Consider the following 20,209-nt stretch of genomic DNA (forward strand, 5'->3'; position numbering starts at 1 on the left):
CAAAAGGAATACTTATTATTCTTTATATATATTTTACCTATAGCGAGACCTTATGTACAATATGAATATAAGGGAGGCATCAATATGAAAAAACTGTTGCTAACCGTTATTCAAATCGCTCTGTTATTTATATTTGCTCGGCTGATTAATTGGGTGACAGCCCTTCTTCATATAAATATTCCCGGCAGTATAATTGGGATTGTGATTCTTTTCACATTATTACACTTTAAGATCATCAAGCTTGAATGGATAGAGCTTGGCGCTGCGTGGCTTCTCGGGGAGCTGCTTTTATTTTTTATCCCGTCTGCCGTCGGAGTGATTGAATACGGAGACATTATGTCGAAATTTGGTGTCAGCATTCTGCTTGTTGTCATCATCAGCACGTTTGTCGTGATGGTGTCTACAGGAACGCTTACACAAATCATTGCAAAAAGAAAGGAGAAAAAGCATACGTGTTCATCGGAATTGTAAGTTTGTTTTTAACGGTTTTGGTGTATTTAGGAGCAAAAAAAGTATATCAACGCTTTCCGCGTGTCTATACGTCGCCGCTATTGGTGACGCCCGCTGTGTTAGTCGGTCTGCTGCTGCTGGTGAATGTCCCGTACGAGTCATATAATCTCGGCGGCGAATTGCTGACCGATATGCTTCAGCCGGCTACCGTGGCATTCGCGATCCCGCTATATAAATATTTCCCTGTTTTAAAGAAATACGCAGTGGAAATTATTTTGAACGTGGCCGTCGGTTCATGCATCGCGATTATTTCAACCGCTCTTATTGCGAAATGGCTTCACCTCGGCACCGGCTTAATTGACAGCCTCGTCCCGAGATCAGTGACAACACCGATCGCAATGAACGTATCGGAAATGATTGGCGGAATGCCTGCCGTCACAGCCGTGTTTGTGATTTTGACCGCTTTGTTAGGCACAGTGATCGGCCCGATGGTCATCCGCTATTTCCGCATTGATAATGAAATCGCGCGGGGCGTGCTGCTTGGCACAAGCGCACACGGAGCGGGAACGTCAAAAGCATTTGAGCTTAGCTCTGTGTCCGGCACGATTTCCAGTGTGTCGATGATCTTAGCTGCGATTATGACGCTTTGCGCGGCGCCGTTTTTACTTTCATTTATGTAAGAAAAAACTGTCCTCTCAAGGGCAGTTTTTTTATGTGCTTCCCCTTATTGAAAAGCTGGCGAATTCCAATATAATGTAATTTGTGGATACCAAAGGAGGCACCCCATGCACAACTTGCAGGTGAGACGGCATTACGCCGCGTTAAAAGGATTTTATTTGTTTGCTTTTCTCGGCACGGGCAGCATTATCCCCTTACTCAGTATGTATTTAACGAAAGAACAGCATGTAAGCGGATCACAGGTCGGCTTGATCATGTCACTCGGTCCGATTGTGATGATTTTCTTTCAGCCGTTTTGGGGCATGCTGAGCGACTATACGCAAAAAACGAAAAGCCTGCTGGCGGTTTGCACATCAATCACAGGCATCATTGGATTAGGCTATATTGCATTTGACGGCTTTCCTCTGTTTATTTTGATTGCGGCCTGTTTTGCAGCCTTTCAAAGCACGATTATTCCATTATCGGACAGCATTTCACTAAGGTACACTCAAGAAACAAACGGCAACTATGGCGGAATCCGCCTGTTTGGTTCTCTCGGCTTCGGCATCGCAGTGTTTGCTATGGGACAGGTAACGAATCAGCTGTACCCCATTCACGTGATCTTTATCTTTGGCTGTGCCTTTCTGTGCATCGCCGCCATACTGGCCTCACAAATGCCGGGCCAGCAGAAAACAAAAACAAAGGTCAATATCCGAAAAGGATTCCGGGAGCTTATCAGCAACAAAACCTTCCTCATCTTTATGATCATCACCTTTACGACATTTGCTCCAAACTTAGCGAACAATACGTATTTCAGTCTTTTTCTGGACAAAAGCGGCGCGTCACTTTCCGCTATCGGCATTTTATTTTTCATCGGCGTCATTTCGGAAATTCCATTTATGCGATTTGCCCAAACATTTATAGATAAAATGGGGCTGCTCAACGTCATTATGCTGTCAGGCGGGGTCTCATTATTCAGGTGGGCGCTCTATTTCACAGCGCCTTCATTATGGATTATTTATGCGACGGTCTTTCTTCAGGGAGTTGCGATCGGTTTATTTATCCCGGCGGCGCTTCAATATGTAAAAAAGATTACGCCAAGCCACGTTGAAGCGACGGCGCTGACCATGTACGCCGCCATCGGCAATGGATTCGGCAACTGGTTCTGTACATTTACAGGCGGATACATTTTTGACTACGTGTCAATCTTCGCAGTCTACTTGCTTTTTGGCATTCTGAGCATAGCAGGCTTTGGGCTGACATTATATTTAATGAAGGCTGAAAAAAACAAAAATACACTTCATCAGCCGGCTGTTACTTTTAAACCATAATGACTATAATGAACAAAAGGAAAGGGGATGTACGCTATGAACGGGCAAGAGCGAAGCAGCATTTCGAAAGGATTACAGGTTGATATTGTATTGAAAGCAGATCAAAAAACAGGAAAACTGACGAGAGGGACAGTAAAGGATATTTTAACGAAATCAAGCTTTCATCCGCACGGCATTAAAGTCCGGCTTGAAGATGGCCGCATCGGCCGCGTCCAGCAGATCATTTCTACATAACAAAAGCTGCTCCTGAACAGGGCAGCTTTTTTCTTTATTTTTTCTGCAGAAAAACCACTTTTAGATAGTTGCCTTCCGGGAACGCCGAAATCGTTTTAAAATCCTCCGGCAGTGTAAATTCCTCAATGATGGTGTAGCGTTCATTTGTTTCTTTAAAGGCGGCATCAATAAAGCCTTTGAATTTCTTCATGCCGAAGGCGCTGCTGTTTGTGGAAGCAACGATGATGCCCTTGTCAGCTGTGATGGCGATCGTTTCCTTCAGCAGGTTTTTATAATCCTTGGCCGCGCTGAAGGTGCGTTTTTTTGTACGCGCAAAGGAAGGCGGGTCGAGAATAATCAGATCAAAGCGCAGATCCTTTTTCGCGGCATACGAAAAATAGTTAAACACGTCCATCACTTTAATGTCGTGTGCCTCGTAATCCAGCTTGTTCACGCTGAATTGCTCAATCGTTTTGGCAAGGCTCCGGTTTGCCACGTCTACGCTTGTTGTTTTCTCCGCTCCGCCAAGCGCCGCTGCCACGGAGAATGCCCCCGTATAAGAAAACGTATTTAACACTGTTTTTCCTTTTGCATAGCGGTCTCTGATCACCTTGCGCACATGTCTCTGATCCAAAAAGATGCCCGTCATGGCGCCTTCATTCAGATCCACCGCGTATTGAATGCCATTTTCCAGAATGATGATTGGGAACTCGCCTCTTTTCCCCTTCACGAAATCATCATCTTCAACATATTGTCCCGCCGTGTCGAAGCGTTTTTTCTCGTAAATGGCTTTATAGTTCAGATCCAGCTCATCCAAAGCGGAAACCAGCATGTCTTTAAAGGCGTAAATGCCTTTGCTGTACCATTGAACCAGCAGGTAGCCGTCATAATAGTCGATCGTGACGCCGCCAACGCCGTCCCCCTCACCATTGAACATGCGGAAAGCGGTAGTATCTTGGGCCGCGAAAAGTTTGGCGCGCGCTTGAACCGCTTTTGTTAATTTGCTGAGAAAAAATGCTTGGTCAATCTGTTCATTCTTATTGCGGGTAAGCGTCCAGCCGACCCCTTTGTTTTGCAGGCCATAATACCCCCGCGCAAGAAACTCGCCGCTCTCAGACACGATATCAACGAGGTCTCCTTCTTTCACGTGCCCCGCACTCCCTGCGAGAGCTTCCTTTTCGATGAGCGGATAGCCTTTTTTGATTTTTGCAGCATGTGCTTTCTTTAGGGTGAGTAACTTCATATATTTCGTCCTCTTTCTGTTTGCTTTCTCTTATCGTACCACAAAACGCCAAGATGTCTGCATTGACAGAAAGGAAAGGTTTTTCTACGATAGACAAAAAGAGTTACGAGGAGGAGCAGCATGGCAAAACGAATTGACCATACAGGCATTATGGTAAGGGATATCAACGCGTCCATCACATTTTATGAAGAGGTTCTCGGCATGAAATTGAAGGATCGCATCACACATACGAACGGCGTAATCGAGCTTGCTTTTCTTGGCTTTGAAGACGGTCCGGAAACAGAAATCGAACTGATTCAAGGCTACAGCAGTGAGCTTCCCGTCGAAGGAAAAGTGCACCACATTGCCCTGCTGACTGATGACATCGCGGCTGAATATACAAAAGCGGAAAGAATGAACGCGAAATTTATCGACGAAGAGATCACAACTCTTCCAAACGGGTACCGTTACTTCTATATTGAAGGTCCTGATGGCGAGTGGATTGAGTTCTTTCAGCGTTAAAAATAAAGAACGTACATTTTGTACGTTCTTTTTTTATCTATACCAACTGATATACGTTGACTCATCGCAAATCATGGCTTCCCAGCCCATACGCTGAACCAAGTCATTGATGTTTTCATCTTTCGCTAAAAAAACATTAATGAATGAGTCATATACACTCATAAACACAAAGTCCATTTTCTTATCAGTCAAAATGAGCTCTGCGGCGGCTTCATCAAGTATCGTCTGCAAGTTAGCCTCAGTTGTATCCAAAAAGCCGCTGTTTTCCACAATTGGTTCTGAGTAATAAAACCGCTTGGATCCGTTCGAACCAAGCACTTTTACCAAACCAGGGATATGAAAATTTGAAATATGGTCCTCACTAGGATAAAAGAGACCTTCTTTTATGTTTGCATGTAAAAGTTTAGCCAAATCTTGTCTCGAGCACTCATCCCTTAAGGCACCTATCGATGTCATTAAAGCAAGCGCCAGCTCAGCATGTGTTTGAAAGCCGCAAGAGGACATAACCTTCTTCCATGAAACAGCTTTGCCTTTATCCCTTATTTCCTCATCATTTGGATAGATATGCTCATAATCATTTTTTCTCTTTGCTTTTTCCCATCCTACAGGCATTTGAATAAAAGGAGAAAATAAAATAGCAGCTGATGTATATTCGACTGGTATTTGTTTTAAGATTGGTGATTCGTCTTCTAACCATATGTAATCTAGCATGCGCACCCCCTTTACATATTCTAACATTTACTTATAGTTGTTAGAAGACCATCAGCCCTTTTACGTTACATCACGAAACATTCTTACCCCCGGATTCAACCGCACTCTCTTCCTTCCATTTTTGATGATCCCATATTCTGAAAAACGGATAGTAGATGGCGCAGGTGATCAGTAGATTCACCAGCTGCATAACAGCACCCGATACCTTTCCGCCTGTCGCCAGGTAGCCTGATATGAGCGGCGGCATCGTCCATGGCACGGCGATTCCGGCCGGCCTTGCCACCAGTCCGGTGCTCATGCCGATATAAGTTGCTGTTATCGTGAGGAGTGGTGCGATGATAAAAGGAACAATGAGGAGCGGGTTCATGACAATCGGCATACCGAAAATGATCGGCTCGTTGATATTAAATAGCGCAGGGCCAATCCCTAGTCGGCCAAGCTGCTTCATTTGTTTGCTCCGGGAGCGCACAAGCATCGTCAGGACAAGCGCCAGCGTCGCTCCGCTCCCGCCGACATTGATCCAAATTTGAAAGAACTGAGTCGTAAAAATACTTGGCAGCGCCTCGCCAGCCTGAAACGCGAGACGGTTGGCATCCATCGCGCCGTACCAAATCGGCGCCATGATTCCGCCAATGATTGAAGCTCCGTGAATCCCGCACGACCAAAGCAGCATCTGCACAAACTCAGCGATCAGGCTCCCGCCCAGACTGCCGCCAAGAATGGAAAGCGGTGTGCCAAGCAGGTCTCCTACGACATTGTGCAGGCTCTGAAAAGGCGTCATTTCAATCAGAAGACGCGCCAGCCACACTAGAAAAACAATGATAAAGCCGGGAATCAGCGCGACAAATGATTTGCTTACCGCCGGCGGCACGCCGTCTGGCATTTTGAAGACGATATTTTTTTGAATAATGTACCGATAAATTTCAGTTGAAAACAAAGCGATCAGCATGGCGACAAATAAACCCTTGCTGCCAAGCAGTGTGATCGGAATTCCGCCCCCGACCATGATGGATTCCGTTGAGCCATCCGGCGTAAACGGCACTTCAAACGGCGTTGCCAACAGAAATGCGGCAATTGATATCGCACCGGCTGATAGGGCATCGACACCATAGCTTTCTGCCAGCCGATAGGCGATTCCAAACGCGGCAATCATCGCCATAATATCAAACGAAGCATTAACCGGATATCCGAGCTTATCCGCCCACTCTTTCCCAAACACACTCGTCATGAAATCAGCATAACCGGGAATCGGCAGGCTCGTTAAAATCAAAAAGACAGACCCAATAATAATCAGCGGCATGGTCAGGATAATTCCGTCACGCAAAGCGCTGAGATGCCGTTGCCCGGCAATTTTCCCAGCGACAGGCATTATTTTTTCTTCCATCACCCGAGTGAATGCGCTCATCTGAAAAGCCCCCTTTTCTCATTGCTTTGTGAACAACCTTCGCAATGTTTTCTTTATCTTATTTTGAAAACGCTTACAAATTCATTTGGAAAATTTCCTCTTCCTGCGGAAAAAATCTGCATTCTGCTAAATAATCTGTCCATGAAAATATTTTTTTCTCCTTACTATCAAACTCTCTTTTTTCTCCGATATATATATCAAACATCATAGAAAAAAGGAGATGAACCATGAAAAACATGTCTTGCAAACTCATTGTATCAGCCACTCTGTTTTTCAGTTTTCTCGCCATAGGCCCTCTCGCTCATGCGCAAAACAGCAGCGAGAAAGAGGTTATTGTGGTTTATAAAAACAAAGCCGGCAAGGAAACCGTTCTGGACAGCGATGCTGAGGTTGAACAACAGTATAAGCATCTGCCGGCGGTAGCGGTCACAGCAGATCAGGAGACAGTGAAAGAATTAAAACAGGATCCTGATATTTTGTATGTCGAAAACAATGTCTCCTTCACCGCAGCAGGCAGCACGGATTTCAAAGTCCTGTCAGACGGCACTGACACCTCTGACAACTTCGAGCAGTGGAACCTTGAGCCCATTCAGGTGAAACAGGCTTGGAAGGCAGGACTGACAGGCAAAGATGTCAAAATTGCAGTCATTGACAGCGGGATCTCCCCCCACGATGACCTGTCGATTGCCGGCGGGTTTTCAGCTGTCAGTTACACCTCTTCTTACAAAGATGATAACGGCCACGGAACACATGTCGCAGGGATTATCGGAGCCAAGCATAACGGCTACGGAATTGACGGCATCGCACCGGAAGCACAAATATACGCGGTTAAAGCGCTTGATCAGAACGGCTCGGGGGATCTTCAAGGCCTTCTCCAAGGAATTGACTGGTCGATCGCAAACGGGATGGACATCGTCAATATGAGCCTTGGCACGACGTCAGACAGCCAAATCCTTCATGACGCCGTGGACAAAGCTTATGAACAAGGCGTTCTGCTTGTTGCCGCCAGCGGGAACGACGGGAACGGCAAGCCAGTGAACTATCCGGCGGCATACAGCAGCGTCATTGCGGTTTCAGCAACAAACGAAAATAATCAGCTTGCCTCCTTCTCAACAACTGGAGATGAAGTTGAATTTTCAGCGCCGGGAACAAACATCACGAGCACTTACTTAAACCAATTTTATGCGACAGGAAGCGGAACATCCCAAGCGACACCGCACGCCGCTGCCATGTTTGCTTTGTTAAAACAGCGTGATCCTGCCGAGACAAACGTGCAGCTTCGTGCAGATATGCAGAAAAATATCGTTGATCTTGGAACAACAGGCCGCGATCAGCAATTTGGCTACGGCTTCATCCAGTATAAAGCGCAAGCAACAGATTCAGCGTACGCGGCGGCAGAGCAAGCGGTGAAAAAAGCGGAACAGACAAAAACGCAAACCGATATCAACAAAGCGAGAGAACTCGTCAGCCAGCTGCCGAATTCTGACGCCAAAACAGCCCTGCAAAAAAGACTGGATAAAATACAGTCATACAGAAATGTAAAAGATGCGAAAGACAAAGTCGTAAAGGCAGAAAAGTATAAAACACAGCAAACCGTCGATACAGCCCAAACTGCCATTAACAAGCTGCCGAACGGGACAGACAAAAAGAACCTGCAAAAACGCTTAGACCAAGTAAAACGCTATATCGCATCAAAGCAAGCGAAAGAGAAAGTGGCGAAAGCGGAAAAAAGCAAAAAGAAATCAGATGTAGACAGTGCACAATCAGCAGTCAGCAAGCTGCCGGCAGGTTCAGAAAAAACGTCCCTGCAGAAGCGCCTTACTAAAGTGAAAAGCACCAATTTGAAAACGGCGCAGCAATCAGTCGCAGCAGCAGAAAAGAAATCAACTAATGCAAATGCGACAAAAGCACAATCAGCAGTCAATCAGCTTCAATCAGGCAAAGACAAAACGTCCTTGCAAAAACGGTTAGACAAAGTGAAGAAAAAAGCAGCGGCCGCCGAAGCAAAAAAAGTCGAAACTGCCAAAGCCAAAGTGAAGAAAGCGGAAAAAGACAAAACAAAACAATCAAAGGCATCCGCTCAGTCTGCAGTGAATCAATTACAAGCATCCAATGAAAAAACAAAGCTGCAAAAACGGCTGAATGCCGTCAAACCGAAAAAGTAACCAAAAAGCCTGTAAAACTTGTATTCTAAGTCTTACAGGCTTTTTTACATCCCTAAAAACACCACGCACAACCTTTTTCCCATTCATCGCACAGGCTTTTCATACTATTGCTATCCAGCCATGAACAGCATAAAATGAACGTTATTACAGTTATCACCACATATGGCGGGATTGTGACTGGTCAGGCAGGCAAGACCCAATGATGCAAAGGGAGTATTAGTGTCCAAAAAAATCAGGACATTTTAACTCTTCTTTTCGTGTTGGGCTTATTACGGCGCCATGGACAATCCCTATTCTCATGCTCCGTCACCGACGCGGGCATTTTTTGTTGTCCCTGCACGTTTTGTCATTATCAGCCGGTATTTCTCACTTTTTTCATTTTGATTGTCAACTTTTCATTTGATACGATGAACAAGCCGACTTTTCTTCAGCAAAGGAGGTTTTGATTGCTTGCAAAAAGAGATTGCAAAAGAATTATTGCTCCTCGCAGGAGGAAAAAGCAATATTATCAGCATCAGCCATTGTACGACCCGTCTTCGTTTTGAGGTAAAAGACGAGACGAAAATCGATATACATGCCATAGAAAATCTGCAAGGTGTACAGGGCACCTTTTTCCGATATGGGCTATTCCAGATTATCTTCGGAGCAGGCATCGTCAACAAAATATATAAAGAAGTTGTTCACGTGTGGGAGGCCGCGCCTTCTGAAGAGCCTGTTCAACAGAAAAAGGCCAGCCGGAAGCTGAACCCTGTCGCAGCATTTGCAAAAACACTGTCCGATATTTTTGTGCCGATTATCCCGGCAATAACAGCAAGCGGCCTGCTCATGGGGCTGATCGGAATGATTAAGGTGTTTCACTGGTTCGCAGCTGACAGCCCGTGGATCAAAGTGCTCGATCTCGTGTCCAGTACAGCCTTTATTTTGCTGCCGATTTTGGTCGGCTTCAGTGCCGCACGGCAATTTGGAAGCAACCCATATTTAGGGGCAGTGATAGCAGGGCTCCTGACGCATCCTGATCTGCTGGACCCGTCTATGCTCGGCAGCAAAACCCCCGCTTCCTTAGATATCTGGGGGCTGCATATACCAATGATGGGCTATCAGGGCTCCATTATCCCGATTCTTCTCTCCGTTTATGTCATGAGCCAAATCGAGAAGCTGTTAAAATCGATTGTGCCGAAGTCGCTCGATGTCGTCATCATTCCTTTTATTACGGTCCTGATGACAGGGTGCCTCGCGCTGATTGTGATGAATCCCGCCGCGTCTATCATCGGCCAAATCATGACACAGTCGATTGTCTATATTTATGATCACGCCGGCATTGCCGCCGGAGCCCTGTTCGGCGGCATCTACTCCACCATCGTTCTATCTGGCTTGCATCATAGCTTTTATGCGATAGAGGCAACGCTGCTTGCTGATCCGCATGTCGGAGTGAACTTTTTAGTGCCGATATGGTCGATGGCGAATGTGGCCCAAGGCGGAGCGGGGCTTGCGGTTTTCTTCAAAACGAAACAATCAAGCCTGAAGAAAATTGCCCTCCCTGCTTCCCTGACCGCGTTTTTAGGCATTGTGGAGCCGATTGTATTCGGAGTAAATGTCAAACTGATCCGCCCCTTTATCGGAGCTGCCATCGGCGGTGCTATTGGCGGAGCATACGTGGTTGCGGTACATGTCGTGTCGAATTCCTACGGGCTCACAGGCATTCCGATGATTTCAATCGTGCTGCCGTTCGGCGCCGCTAATTTTGTTCATTATATGATCGGTTTTTTGATCGCGGCCGTCTCTGCTTTTATAGCTACATTGTTTCTCGGGTTTAAAGAAGAGACAGAATAACTGGATTTATTCGTTTTCATTCATAAAACGGGGGATGAAAGGACAAAAAAAGCTATGAAAATTAAAAGAATCTTAAATCATAATGCTATCGTCGTAAAGGATCAAAATGAAGAGAAGATTCTCTTAGGTGCAGGAATTGCGTTCGATAAAAAGAAGAATGATATTGTCGATCCGTCAAAAATAGAAAAAACCTTTGTCAGAAAAGATACACCTGACTATAAGCAGTTCGAAGAGATTTTAGAAACATTGCCGGAAGACCATATTCAGATTTCCGAGCAAATTATCTCCCATGCCGAAAAAGAGCTGAACATCAAAATCAACGAGCGAATTCACGTCGCTTTTTCAGACCATCTTTCCTTTGCAATCGAACGCCTGAGCAATGGAATGGTCATCAAAAATCCGCTGCTGAATGAGATCAAAGTTCTTTATCCGAAGGAATTCCAGATCGGCTTGTGGGCCAGAACGCTAATTAAAGATAAACTGGGGATTCACATTCCTGATGATGAAATCGGCAATATTGCCATGCATATCCACACAGCAAGAAACAATGCCGGTGATATGACACAGACGCTTGATATTACAACAATGATCCGTGATATTATCGAGATTATTGAAATTCAGCTGTCAATCAATATTGTTGAAGATACCATTTCTTATGAACGGCTTGTGACCCATCTCCGTTTCGCCATTCAGCATATCAAAGCGGGTGAATCCATTTACGAGCTGGATGCAGAAATGATCGACATTATTAAAGAGAAGTTTAAGGATGCCTTCCTGTGTGCCCTAAGCATCGGCACATTTGTGAAGAAGGAATACGGCTTTGAGTTTCCTGAGAAAGAATTGTGCTATATCGCCATGCATATTCAGCGGTTTTACCAACGGTCAGTCGCACGCTGAGGCAAACAAAAAAACGCTTTTGAGCTGATCAAAAGCGTTTTTTATATCCGATTTATTGGTTGATCGCCGGATTGCTGATTGTATTCCACTTCGTATACGACATGTAATGGAAATACTGATCGCGATACGGGTGTTTCGTATTGGAATTCCAAGGCTTTTCTCCGCCGCAGAAGTGGACAATGGCCGGGTTTTCTCTCGTTTCTCTATAAAGTTTCTGGCCTAACAGCGTCGCAGGCGTTTTTTGTTTTAATATGATATAGGTTTGAGCGTTCCAGCGCGGATGAAGTTCATACCACTGATCATACAAGATCGCATTCAGTGCATCTTGATCGTGCAGCATAAGAAAGTCTTCAGACGGGTTTTCATTGATAAAGTTGATGACTTTTTCTGTGATGTTTTGCTTTCTCCAAGGTTCAAAATCAATAATCATGATACCTGAGTTAAAATACTTCCCTGTATCACTGACATTCATTTCTTTCAGGCGTTCATGCTGCCCCGCATCCTCAACAGCAGCAACCGTATATGGCGCAATATCTAAGTCCCACAGTTTCGAAATATCCTCAAGGATAATCGCATCACAGTCGATATAAATCATTCGTTTGATGCTTTCGTCCTTAATTAAGTCAGGAATCGAAATGCGGTAATACGCCGCTTTTGTAATATGGCTGCTCTCTACCGCATGTTCATACATATTGGTATCCACTTCTAAAAATTCAATCGGGACGCCGAATTTCAATGTGGTTTCTTCCAGTCTTCTTTTGTTATCAGGCTTAATTCCACCATCAATGACGTATAATTTTATCTCTCTCTCCCGATCCATATTTGTCAATAAAGAAACGAACATCCCACCTAAATGACGAGCATAATTATCATCTGCGCATGACACGATATGCATAATTTCATCTTTCTTCAATGGTATTCATCTCCCTTTGTGTTGTACAAGTTACATTCCCGATTTCAGAAAATTAAACACTATTCTTCAATATTTTTTTAGACAGAATGTGCTATACAACAAAAAAGGTGTCACTTTTTGAACATGCGATATAGCCAATAAAGGACAAAAAAGCTTGCGATCGTAATGGCTTCAGCCGAAGCGATATACCACGGCCACGGCCCGAGAACATCCAGGAGAGAAGAACCGCCCGGTTTTTTCGTCAAATACATGTAATTCGCGCCAATCCAGCGGTCAAGCAGATAAATGCAGACTCCGTACACATTGACAATCAGGACGGTCACCCATAAAGAGCGCTGGCCCATTCTGTAAGTGCCGACCACCGCCATCAGCAGGCAGGATAAAAACACAGACCCATGCGAAATAAAAAAGAGGATATATCGCACATGCGGAAATGAAAACATACCCAGGTCAGGTGTCAAAAGAGCCTGAATCGAGCTGCCGATGCCGACAAAATATAAAAATACAAACAGCCTCCTGCTTTTGGTCACCAGCATGATGGCTGACAAATACACCGACAGGTCACTAAGCTGGAGAGGCAATGAAGTGCGCACCGACCACCTGCCCGTGGCAATCATCCATATTTGATAGCCGATTTGCGAACCAAGCAACAGAAATACAAACAAATAGCGCAGAAACCGGCTGACATTAGGCCGCTTGACCGCCTTGCGGAACAGAAACAACAGAATGGCCAAAAGAGCGATAATCGCTAACGTCACCACATGCTCTGCTGAAAAAAGGTGAAACGGATCATGTTTATAGACGGATTGAACATATTTTTGCAAGATTGCACCCCCGTTTGTGGTCTTTTCTTTATTTTGGGGTTCTTGCGGCATTTTTTATTCAACCGATATATTGGCTTGAAGTTCAAATCAAACTCTGTTACAATTCATTTCATAGCTAATGATTCTGATAATTTAAGGCAGGCCTAAAAAATGGAACGTTCCTATCAACATCAGCAGCTTCAGAAAGAAGAACACGACACACTTTCTAAGCTTAAACAAATGCCCGTTGAGTCACTGAACCTGGAAGCCATATCGATTGCGACGAATCTGTATCGGTCTGCGCAAAAGCTCCGTGTCAAAATGGAGAATGAGGTTCTTTCTTCTTATAAACTTTCTTGGACCGCTTTCTCCATTCTTTATGATCTATGGGTATGGGGGAAGCTCGAAACGAGAAAAATTGCTGAACTGTCAGGCATTTCAACAGCTACAGCAAGCAACGTGATCAAAACGCTCGAAAAAAAGAGTTTTTGCCGTAAAAGCATCGACACAAGAGATCGACGACTCGTGTTTGTCTCCATCACCGATTCCGGCAAACAAGCGATCGAAGAACTCTACCCGGAGTTTCACAAAGGGGAAGCAGAGCTCATTGCGGGAATGACGAAGGACGAACAGAAAACACTGACAGAGCTGCTTAGAAAGGTAGCTGACAATCTTCATACCACATAAGCTTTGACGGGAATCCAGTAGCGGTTTGTCTCCCTGTTTCAGAGAGCCGGCGGAAGGTGCGAGCCGGCACACAGGCAAACGTGAATTACCTCCCCGAGCTTTCTTTGTGAACCTTAGTAGCAAAGAACGGGAAACCGTTATTCGAATGAGCGGAAGACGATGTCTTCAACCAGGGTGGTACCGCGTGCATTGAGCCACGTCCCTTATTGGGATGGGCTCTTTTTTGTGTTTCTAAAAAAGGAGGATGAACGATGAAAACATTTGATCAGCTTACAGCTGCACAGCAAAAAGAAGTCGAAAGACAGCTTCAGCTATACATGACAGGCGCCCATGAGGTCATACCACCGGAGGAATTAAAGGCCAAGCTAGTCAAATCCGTTTCCACAGGCACACCGCTTAAAATTAAGCTCGGATTAGATCCGTCTGCACCAGATGTGCATTTGGGCCATACAGTTGTGTTAAACAAGCTTCGCCAATTTCAAGAAAACGGCCACATTGTTCAGCTGTTAATTGGGGATTTCACAGGAAAAATCGGGGATCCGACCGGAAAATCAGCAGCCAGAAAGCAGCTGACTGATGAAGAAGTTCAGCAAAACGCCAAAACATACTTTCAGCAATTCGGAAAAGTGCTTGATCAAGAAAAAGTCGAGCTTCACTACAACTCGAAATGGCTGAAAACATTGAATCTGGAGGATGTCATTGAATTGGCAGGCAAAATAACGGTAGCCCGCCTGATGGAGCGCGACGACTTTGAAGAACGCATCGCCATGCAAAAACCGATCTCACTCCATGAATTCTTTTACCCGCTGATGCAGGGATACGATTCCGTTGTTCTCGAAAGCGATATTGAATTAGGCGGAACAGATCAGCATTTCAATGTGCTGATGGGACGGCATTTCCAAGAACGATACGACAAAGAAAAACAAGTTGTCATCCTTATGCCGCTCTTGGAAGGCTTGGACGGCGTTGAAAAAATGTCGAAGTCAAAACACAACTACATCGGCATTGACGAACATCCAAACGACATGTACGGAAAAACAATGTCACTGCCCGACAGCCTCATGAAAAAATACATTCATTTGGCAACGGACTTAGAGCTTGAAGAGAAAAAACAGCTCGTGAAAGACTTAGAAACCGGCGCCGTTCATCCAAGGGATGCCAAAATGCTTTTAGCCAAAACGATAGTCCGAATGTATCACGGAGCAGAAGCCGCTGAAGCTGCCGAACACTCGTTTAAAACAGTCTTTCAGGAAAACAGCCTGCCTGAGGATATTCCGGCTGTGAAATGGGAAGGCGAGAAAGCGCTAGCGGTTGTCGATCTGCTCGTCACATTGAAGCTTCTCTCTTCGAAGAGCGAAGCGCGCCGCATGATTCAAAACGGCGGTGTCCGAATTAACGGAGAGAAAATAACAGATATCCACGCTGATGCAGAGATAAAGGAAAATATGATCATCCAAGTCGGCAAACGCAAGTTTTTTAAACTTCAATAATCTAATATCCAGAAACGCTTATGACCCTTCATTCATAAGCGTTTTTTTGCAGGTATAAAGCACTGTCTTTTCAAAAACGCTCTCCATTTTGCAGGAAATACCTTTAGCATCCCGAAATAATCCTCATCCATACATTAGGGGAGGTTTATTTTCGATGAAAAAGCTTTTGACTGTAATGACGATGGCTGTTTTAACTGCCGGAACGGTTCTCTTGCCGGCACAGAGTGTCACCCCTGCCGCCCGCGCTGTTCAAATATCAGATAGCGAGCGAGAGCTCCCATTCAAAGGAAAGCGTGCGTATTCCACCATTTCTCAGCTCAGTGAAGCAATCGGCCCCAGAATAGCCGGAACTGCCGCTGAAAAAAAGAGTGCCTTATTGATCGCCTCAACCTTGAGAAAATTAAAGCTTGATGTGAAGGTTCAACGATTCGGTATCCCTGACCGGCTTGAGGGAACGCTGTCTTCAGAAGGACGCGACATTCTTCTCCGGGCGGCATCCGGCTCAGCCCCGACTGAGGAAAAAGGGCTGACGGCTCCGCTTTACAATGCCGGCTTAGGCTATCCAAAGGACTTCACCGCTGACGCCAAGGGCAAAATCGCCTTGATTTCCAGAGGAGATCTGACATTTTACGAGAAAGCCAAGAACGCCGAAGACGCCGGAGCGAAGGCTGTCATCATTTATAACAACAAAGAAAGCCTCGTGCCTGTGACGCCAAACCTGTCGGGAAATAAAACCGGCATTCCTGTCGTTGGAATTAAGAAAGAAGATGGTGAAGCCCTTGCCCAGCAAAAAGAAGCCACCTTAAAACTAAACGCATTCGCAAACCAAACCTCCCAGAACATCATTGGTATCAAAAAACCAAAGAACATCAAACATCCAGACATTGTGTACGTGACGGCCCATTACGACAGTGTGCCTTTTTCGCCCGGAGCAAATGACAACGGCTCAGGAACCTCTGTCATGCTGGAGATGGCGCGCGTCTTAAAAAGCATTCCTTCTGACAAAGAAATCCGCTTTATCGCTTTCGGCGCTGAAGAGCTCGGCCTGCTCGGCTCCTCTCATTATGTAGATCATCTATCAGAAAAAGAGCTGAAACGAAGTGAAGTGAACTTTAACTTAGACATGGTAGGCACAAGCTGGGAGAATGCGTCTGAGCTGTATGTCAACACATTGGACGGCCAATCTAACGCTGTTTGGGAATCCAGCCATACGGCCGCTGATAAAATTGGGTTTGACAGCCTGTCTCTGACACAGGGAGGATCATCTGATCATGTGCCGTTCCACGAAGCCGGCATTGATTCCGCCAACTTTATTTGGGGAGACCCTGAAACTGAAGAAGTTGAGCCGTGGTATCATACCCCTGAAGACTCGATCGAGCATATCAGCAAAGAACGCCTCCAGCAGGCCGGCGACCTTGTGACAGCCGCTGTCTATCAAGCTGTGAAAAAAGAGAAGAAACCGAAAACCAATAAGACACAAATGAAGGCCAAAGCCTCTGACATTTATGAAGATATTAAATAAGAAAGACGGCACTTGCTGCCGTCTTTTTAAGGTAATGAGCTATTTAACTGTCTATAAGTAAAGCTTTCAGTTTATCTGCCGTATTTTCTTTCTCTAACGGCCGATAAATGGTCAGTTTCAAATCCGGTGAGTCATAAATTTGCAATGTCATATGCTCCATCACCATTGTGCCCGCTGACGGGTGATGAAGCACTTTTTCTCCTGCATGTGTGCCTAACACTTCGTGGTGGTTCCACCATTTTTTAAATTCTGGGCTTACTTCAGTTAACTCATCAATCAGCTCTTTTATCCATGCTTCCCCGAGAAACCGGCTGGCTGTCGATCGAAATTGTGCGATGAGTTTTTTGGCGTGGCTTTCCCAGTCGTCCAGCAGATTCCGGTACTCTTTCGACGTGAAACATCGCCATATGGCGTTCCTTTCCTTTCTGCCCATTTGGCCAAAATCGCCGAACACCGCACAAGCCGCCGTGTTCCAAGCAATAACGTCCCACTTTTCGTCAGTCACATAAACAGGGCAATTGGTTAAATGATCAATAAAGTGCCGCACAGCCAGAGGAAGGCTCTTGTTTTCCTCATCCTGATCATCTAAAAGAACATGATGTCCTGCCAACAGAAAGACATGGCGTTTTTCCTCGTAATTCAATTTGAGCACTCTTGATATGCTTTCCAGTACCTGTGTCGATACCCGAATATCCCTTCCCTGCTCCAGCCATGTGTACCATGTGACACCGATACCGGACAGCTGGGCCATTTCCTCTCTTCTCAAGCCTGTCGTTTTCCTTCTGGTGCCTAAAGGCAATCCAAATTCTTGCGGAGAAAGCTGCGCCCTTTTTAATTTTAAAAACTCACCAAGTTCTTTCCGTTTTTCTGCCATACCGTCCACATACACACTCTCCTCCTGCATAGAATTTCCTATTTGTATTCTACATAAAAAAGGAGAAGGTTTTTATATTATTTGTTTCGTTCTGCAAATACTTCCGCAGCCACAGGCAAAATGGTATTCAGCGCATTCGGGAATCCTGAGTAAATAATCATCTGCATCATCACTTCTATGAGTTCTTCTTGTGTCCATCCGACATTCAGGGCTCCGTTAATATAGAATTTTAACTGTTGCGTATTGCCCAATGCAGTCAATCCGGCAACTGTTGCTAATAATCTGGATTTCAGATCAAGGCCCGGTCTTGAAAAAATCTGTCCGTAATTAAACTCCACAGCAAGCACACCAAGGTCCAGAGCGATGGATTGTTTAAAACTGTCTACGATCGCTTCATAGTTCTCCTCATCAATTTGTTTTAGAATATCTAACCCTTTTTTATAATGTTCACTTGTTTGCACCAGCTTCTATCTCCCTTCTGATATCGCTTTGTTTAGCAGCTCGATTTATGGTAATCCTTGAACTGAAGGCAATACCAATCATGATCATCCCCAGAATACAAACGCCGTTCCAATGAAACAGCATCCAGACTGCACCGCCTGCATACGACCCCAAGGCGCCGCCTAAAAACGTGCTGACCATAAAGATGCCATTCAATCTGCTTCTCATATCAGCGGACAACTGGAAAATCTCCGCCTGACATGCCACCTGGTTCGCCTGAATGCCCATAGTGATGAATAAAGCGCCCAGCACAATCACAAGCATTGAGGTCCGGCCCGCCATTAACAATACAAATGACAATAAGGTAAAAGACATACAAAGCTTGTTGGCAAAAGCCGCTCCTTTTTGATCAATAATCCGGCCGATCAGAGGAGTCGCAAAAGCCCCGCCAATCCCCACCAAACCGATTGTTCCGGCAGTCTGGCTGCCAAACGAGAATGGCGGTTCACTCACCATAAACACTAACGTCGTCCAAAATAAACTGAAGGCGCCGAACATGAAGCCTTGGTTTACACATGCTTTTCTTAATGCTTTCTCCTTGATCAAAAGCGGAAATAATGAAGAAATGAGTTTTCCATAACCAACGGCATGTGTCCCTTTGCTTTTCGGAAAGCAGAAGCGAATGATCAGCATAATGATGACGGCTGCTGCACAGGCAATCCAATACATCACACGCCAGCCATATTGGGCATCTATCGCCCCGCTGACCACTCTCGCACCTAATATTCCGCAAACCAAGCCGATAGCTACGTTTCCGAGTACTTTTCCTCTGTTCTTGTCATTTGCTAAACCTGCCGCAAACGGCACAAGGATTTGAGGAATAATCGTGAAGAACCCCAGCAATAAATTTGTGACGGCCAGCCATGAAAAGCTTACAGCTAACGCTGAAGCGGCTGAGCAAACCCCCACTAAGAACAGCAGGCTCACAATGAAGCGGCGGCGTTCAAATAGATCTCCTAATGGAACAAGCAGCAGATTCCCCGCCGCATAGCCGATCTGCGCTAATGTAGCAATCATCCCAGCTTGTGCCGCGGTCACATGAAACGTGCCTGCCATGCTGACAAGCAATGTTTGATTGATATAGACATTAGCGACAGTAAACCCGCTAGTCACCGCCATCAGAAAGATCAAACCTCTCGATAATGAAATGGAATGTTTCATGTTTGCCTCCTTTCTTCATGCATGATAAAGCAGGTGCAATCATAGAAACAGAAGTGAGTTTATACTGGTATAGAAAGTACTAGCAAAGCAAAAAAGCGAAACCTTGTCAGGCTTCGCTTTTGTAAAATATAACGTTCATCAATCCACTTCTTTCTTAATCCCAAGCATTTTCTCATCTAAATAATGGGCGATCTCCGCGGCTTCCTTCAGCTCATCTGTTAATTGCTTAGGAACGTCATTGTTCAATTTATAGTAAATTTTATGTTCAAGGCTCGCCCAGAAATCCATCGCGATCGTCCTGATTTGAATTTCTGCTTTGACGTATTCCACACGGTTCGTTAAATTCACAGGCATCTCAATAATTAAATGCAGGCTTCGGTAGCCGTTCGGTTTTGGCGTCTGAATATAATCCTTCACCTTTACGATTCTCAAATCTTCATGCTGCTTTAAGACGTTAACGACATTATAAATATCAGAAATAAAGGAACAAATGATGCGCACACCGGCAATGTCGTTGATGTGCTCCTTCATTTCCTTTGTCGTAATCTCACAGCCCTTTCTCATTAATTTATTCACGATGCTTTCAAAGCTTTTGACACGGGATTTCGTATGTTCAATCGGGTTGTGTCCGTGAATGAGATTATATTCCTGGCTGATAATTGAGAACTTTGTATCCAGCGCATCAAGCGCAAATTTATAAACTAATAATTCATTTTTCCAATCTTCCATTACCGTTTTTAAATCGTCCATATGTGTTACAGATAAATCCATTTTCGTCATCTCCTTTAACGGATCTTTATCCGCTGTCCATGTACTAGACGTGCCTGCCTGCTGCAAGGTTCTATGAATTTTTTT

At 45.0% G+C, this 20,209-nt stretch carries 20 protein-coding genes and 1 other annotated feature; of the genes, 11 read left to right on the top strand and 9 right to left on the bottom strand.

Annotated elements, in window-relative coordinates; genetic code table 11:
* The first annotated feature begins 84 nt into the window (after positions 1-84).
* The 4 genes from LWH95_RS15060 (at position 85) to LWH95_RS15075 (ending at position 2,672) form a co-directional block, all read left to right on the top strand.
* Positions 85-471 carry a CidA/LrgA family holin-like protein gene (locus LWH95_RS15060; protein WP_003222205.1) on the top strand — a complete coding sequence of 129 codons (387 nt, stop codon included), beginning with the start codon at positions 85-87 and terminating at the stop codon, positions 469-471.
* Positions 453-1,130 (top strand): CidB/LrgB family autolysis modulator, encoded by a 678-nt coding sequence (locus LWH95_RS15065; protein ID WP_019259828.1) that lies wholly within the window; start codon positions 453-455, stop codon positions 1,128-1,130. The genes LWH95_RS15060 and LWH95_RS15065 overlap by 19 nt, the downstream gene beginning before the upstream one ends.
* A 105-nt stretch (positions 1,131-1,235) precedes the next feature.
* Positions 1,236-2,438 (top strand): MFS transporter, encoded by a 1,203-nt coding sequence (locus LWH95_RS15070; protein ID WP_019259829.1) that lies wholly within the window; start codon positions 1,236-1,238, stop codon positions 2,436-2,438.
* Positions 2,439-2,474: 36 nt separating this feature from the next.
* Positions 2,475-2,672: a YwbE family protein gene (locus LWH95_RS15075; RefSeq protein WP_003236073.1), complete on the top strand. Its 198-nt coding sequence runs from the start codon at positions 2,475-2,477 to the stop codon at positions 2,670-2,672.
* Between the two features lie 34 nt (positions 2,673-2,706).
* Here the strand turns inward: LWH95_RS15075 and LWH95_RS15080 are convergent, their stop codons facing one another.
* A complete protein-coding gene (locus LWH95_RS15080) occupies positions 2,707-3,894 on the bottom strand; it encodes a class I SAM-dependent rRNA methyltransferase (protein WP_232919902.1) in 1,188 nt (395 codons plus the stop codon).
* 120 nt (positions 3,895-4,014) lie between these two features.
* Here LWH95_RS15080 and glxA point away from each other — a divergent pair, with 120 nt between their 5' ends.
* Positions 4,015-4,395, top strand: coding sequence for a glyoxalase GlxA (gene glxA / locus LWH95_RS15085; protein ID WP_003236077.1), 381 nt, complete (start codon positions 4,015-4,017; stop codon positions 4,393-4,395).
* 33 nt (positions 4,396-4,428) lie between these two features.
* Here glxA and LWH95_RS15090 read toward each other — a convergent pair whose 3' ends face one another.
* Positions 4,429-5,106 carry a DUF2711 domain-containing protein gene (locus tag LWH95_RS15090; RefSeq protein WP_232919920.1) on the bottom strand — a complete coding sequence of 226 codons (678 nt, stop codon included), beginning with the start codon at positions 5,104-5,106 and terminating at the stop codon, positions 4,429-4,431.
* Positions 5,107-5,176: 70 nt separating this feature from the next.
* Positions 5,177-6,511, bottom strand: coding sequence for a PTS cellobiose transporter subunit IIC (gene celB / locus LWH95_RS15095; RefSeq protein WP_088111834.1), 1,335 nt, complete (start codon positions 6,509-6,511; stop codon positions 5,177-5,179).
* Between the two features lie 227 nt (positions 6,512-6,738).
* On the opposite strand from celB, the gene LWH95_RS15100 reads away from it, so the two are divergent.
* The 3 genes from LWH95_RS15100 to sacY all read left to right on the top strand — a co-directional run bounded on the left by LWH95_RS15100 (position 6,739) and on the right by sacY (position 11,403).
* Entirely contained in the window at positions 6,739-8,676 is a 1,938-nt protein-coding gene (locus tag LWH95_RS15100; RefSeq protein ID WP_232919903.1) for a S8 family peptidase, read from the top strand.
* Positions 8,677-9,126: 450 nt separating this feature from the next.
* Positions 9,127-10,506 carry a SacY negative regulator SacX gene (sacX, locus tag LWH95_RS15105; protein WP_232919904.1) on the top strand — a complete coding sequence of 460 codons (1,380 nt, stop codon included), beginning with the start codon at positions 9,127-9,129 and terminating at the stop codon, positions 10,504-10,506.
* A 54-nt stretch (positions 10,507-10,560) separates the two neighbouring features.
* Entirely contained in the window at positions 10,561-11,403 is an 843-nt protein-coding gene (sacY, locus tag LWH95_RS15110; RefSeq protein WP_019259836.1) for a transcription antiterminator SacY, read from the top strand.
* Between the two features lie 52 nt (positions 11,404-11,455).
* On the opposite strand, the gene LWH95_RS15115 is transcribed toward sacY, so the two are convergent.
* Both LWH95_RS15115 and LWH95_RS15120 read right to left on the bottom strand, forming a co-directional pair.
* Positions 11,456-12,316, bottom strand: a complete 861-nt coding sequence (locus tag LWH95_RS15115; RefSeq protein ID WP_232919905.1) for a glycosyltransferase family 8 protein — start codon at positions 12,314-12,316, stop codon at positions 11,456-11,458.
* A 110-nt stretch (positions 12,317-12,426) separates the two neighbouring features.
* Positions 12,427-13,140: a YwaF family protein gene (locus LWH95_RS15120; protein ID WP_003236090.1), complete on the bottom strand. Its 714-nt coding sequence runs from the start codon at positions 13,138-13,140 to the stop codon at positions 12,427-12,429.
* Positions 13,141-13,290: 150 nt separating this feature from the next.
* Here LWH95_RS15120 and ywaE point away from each other — a divergent pair, with 150 nt between their 5' ends.
* The 3 genes from ywaE to LWH95_RS15135 all read left to right on the top strand — a co-directional run bounded on the left by ywaE (position 13,291) and on the right by LWH95_RS15135 (position 16,818).
* Complete coding sequence (gene ywaE / locus LWH95_RS15125) at positions 13,291-13,806, top strand: tyrZ transcriptional regulator YwaE (RefSeq protein WP_232919906.1); 516 nt, start codon at positions 13,291-13,293, stop codon at positions 13,804-13,806.
* Positions 13,801-14,013: a binding site (T-box leader), on the top strand. It overlaps the preceding gene by 6 nt.
* A gap of 44 nt (positions 14,014-14,057) precedes the next feature.
* Positions 14,058-15,296 carry a tyrosine--tRNA ligase gene (gene tyrS / locus LWH95_RS15130; protein WP_133485516.1) on the top strand — a complete coding sequence of 413 codons (1,239 nt, stop codon included), beginning with the start codon at positions 14,058-14,060 and terminating at the stop codon, positions 15,294-15,296.
* 154 nt (positions 15,297-15,450) lie between these two features.
* Positions 15,451-16,818 carry a M28 family metallopeptidase gene (locus LWH95_RS15135; protein WP_133485514.1) on the top strand — a complete coding sequence of 456 codons (1,368 nt, stop codon included), beginning with the start codon at positions 15,451-15,453 and terminating at the stop codon, positions 16,816-16,818.
* A gap of 43 nt (positions 16,819-16,861) precedes the next feature.
* Here the strand turns inward: LWH95_RS15135 and LWH95_RS15140 are convergent, their stop codons facing one another.
* The 4 genes from LWH95_RS15140 to ywaC form a co-directional block, all read right to left on the bottom strand.
* Positions 16,862-17,701, bottom strand: coding sequence for a helix-turn-helix transcriptional regulator (locus tag LWH95_RS15140; protein WP_133485512.1), 840 nt, complete (start codon positions 17,699-17,701; stop codon positions 16,862-16,864).
* A gap of 68 nt (positions 17,702-17,769) precedes the next feature.
* On the bottom strand, positions 17,770-18,153 hold the full coding sequence (locus LWH95_RS15145; protein ID WP_442860845.1) for a carboxymuconolactone decarboxylase family protein: 384 nt from the start codon (positions 18,151-18,153) through the stop codon (positions 17,770-17,772).
* Positions 18,140-19,354 (bottom strand): MFS transporter, encoded by a 1,215-nt coding sequence (locus LWH95_RS15150; RefSeq protein WP_232919907.1) that lies wholly within the window; start codon positions 19,352-19,354, stop codon positions 18,140-18,142. The genes LWH95_RS15145 and LWH95_RS15150 overlap by 14 nt, the downstream gene beginning before the upstream one ends.
* Positions 19,355-19,492: 138 nt before the next feature.
* Positions 19,493-20,125, bottom strand: coding sequence for a GTP pyrophosphokinase YwaC (ywaC, locus tag LWH95_RS15155; protein ID WP_003222250.1), 633 nt, complete (start codon positions 20,123-20,125; stop codon positions 19,493-19,495).
* Positions 20,126-20,209 lie beyond the last annotated feature (84 nt).

The sequence above is a fragment of the Bacillus sp. G16 genome (genome assembly GCF_021282335.1).
Taxonomy (GTDB): Bacteria; Bacillota; Bacilli; order Bacillales; family Bacillaceae; genus Bacillus; species Bacillus inaquosorum.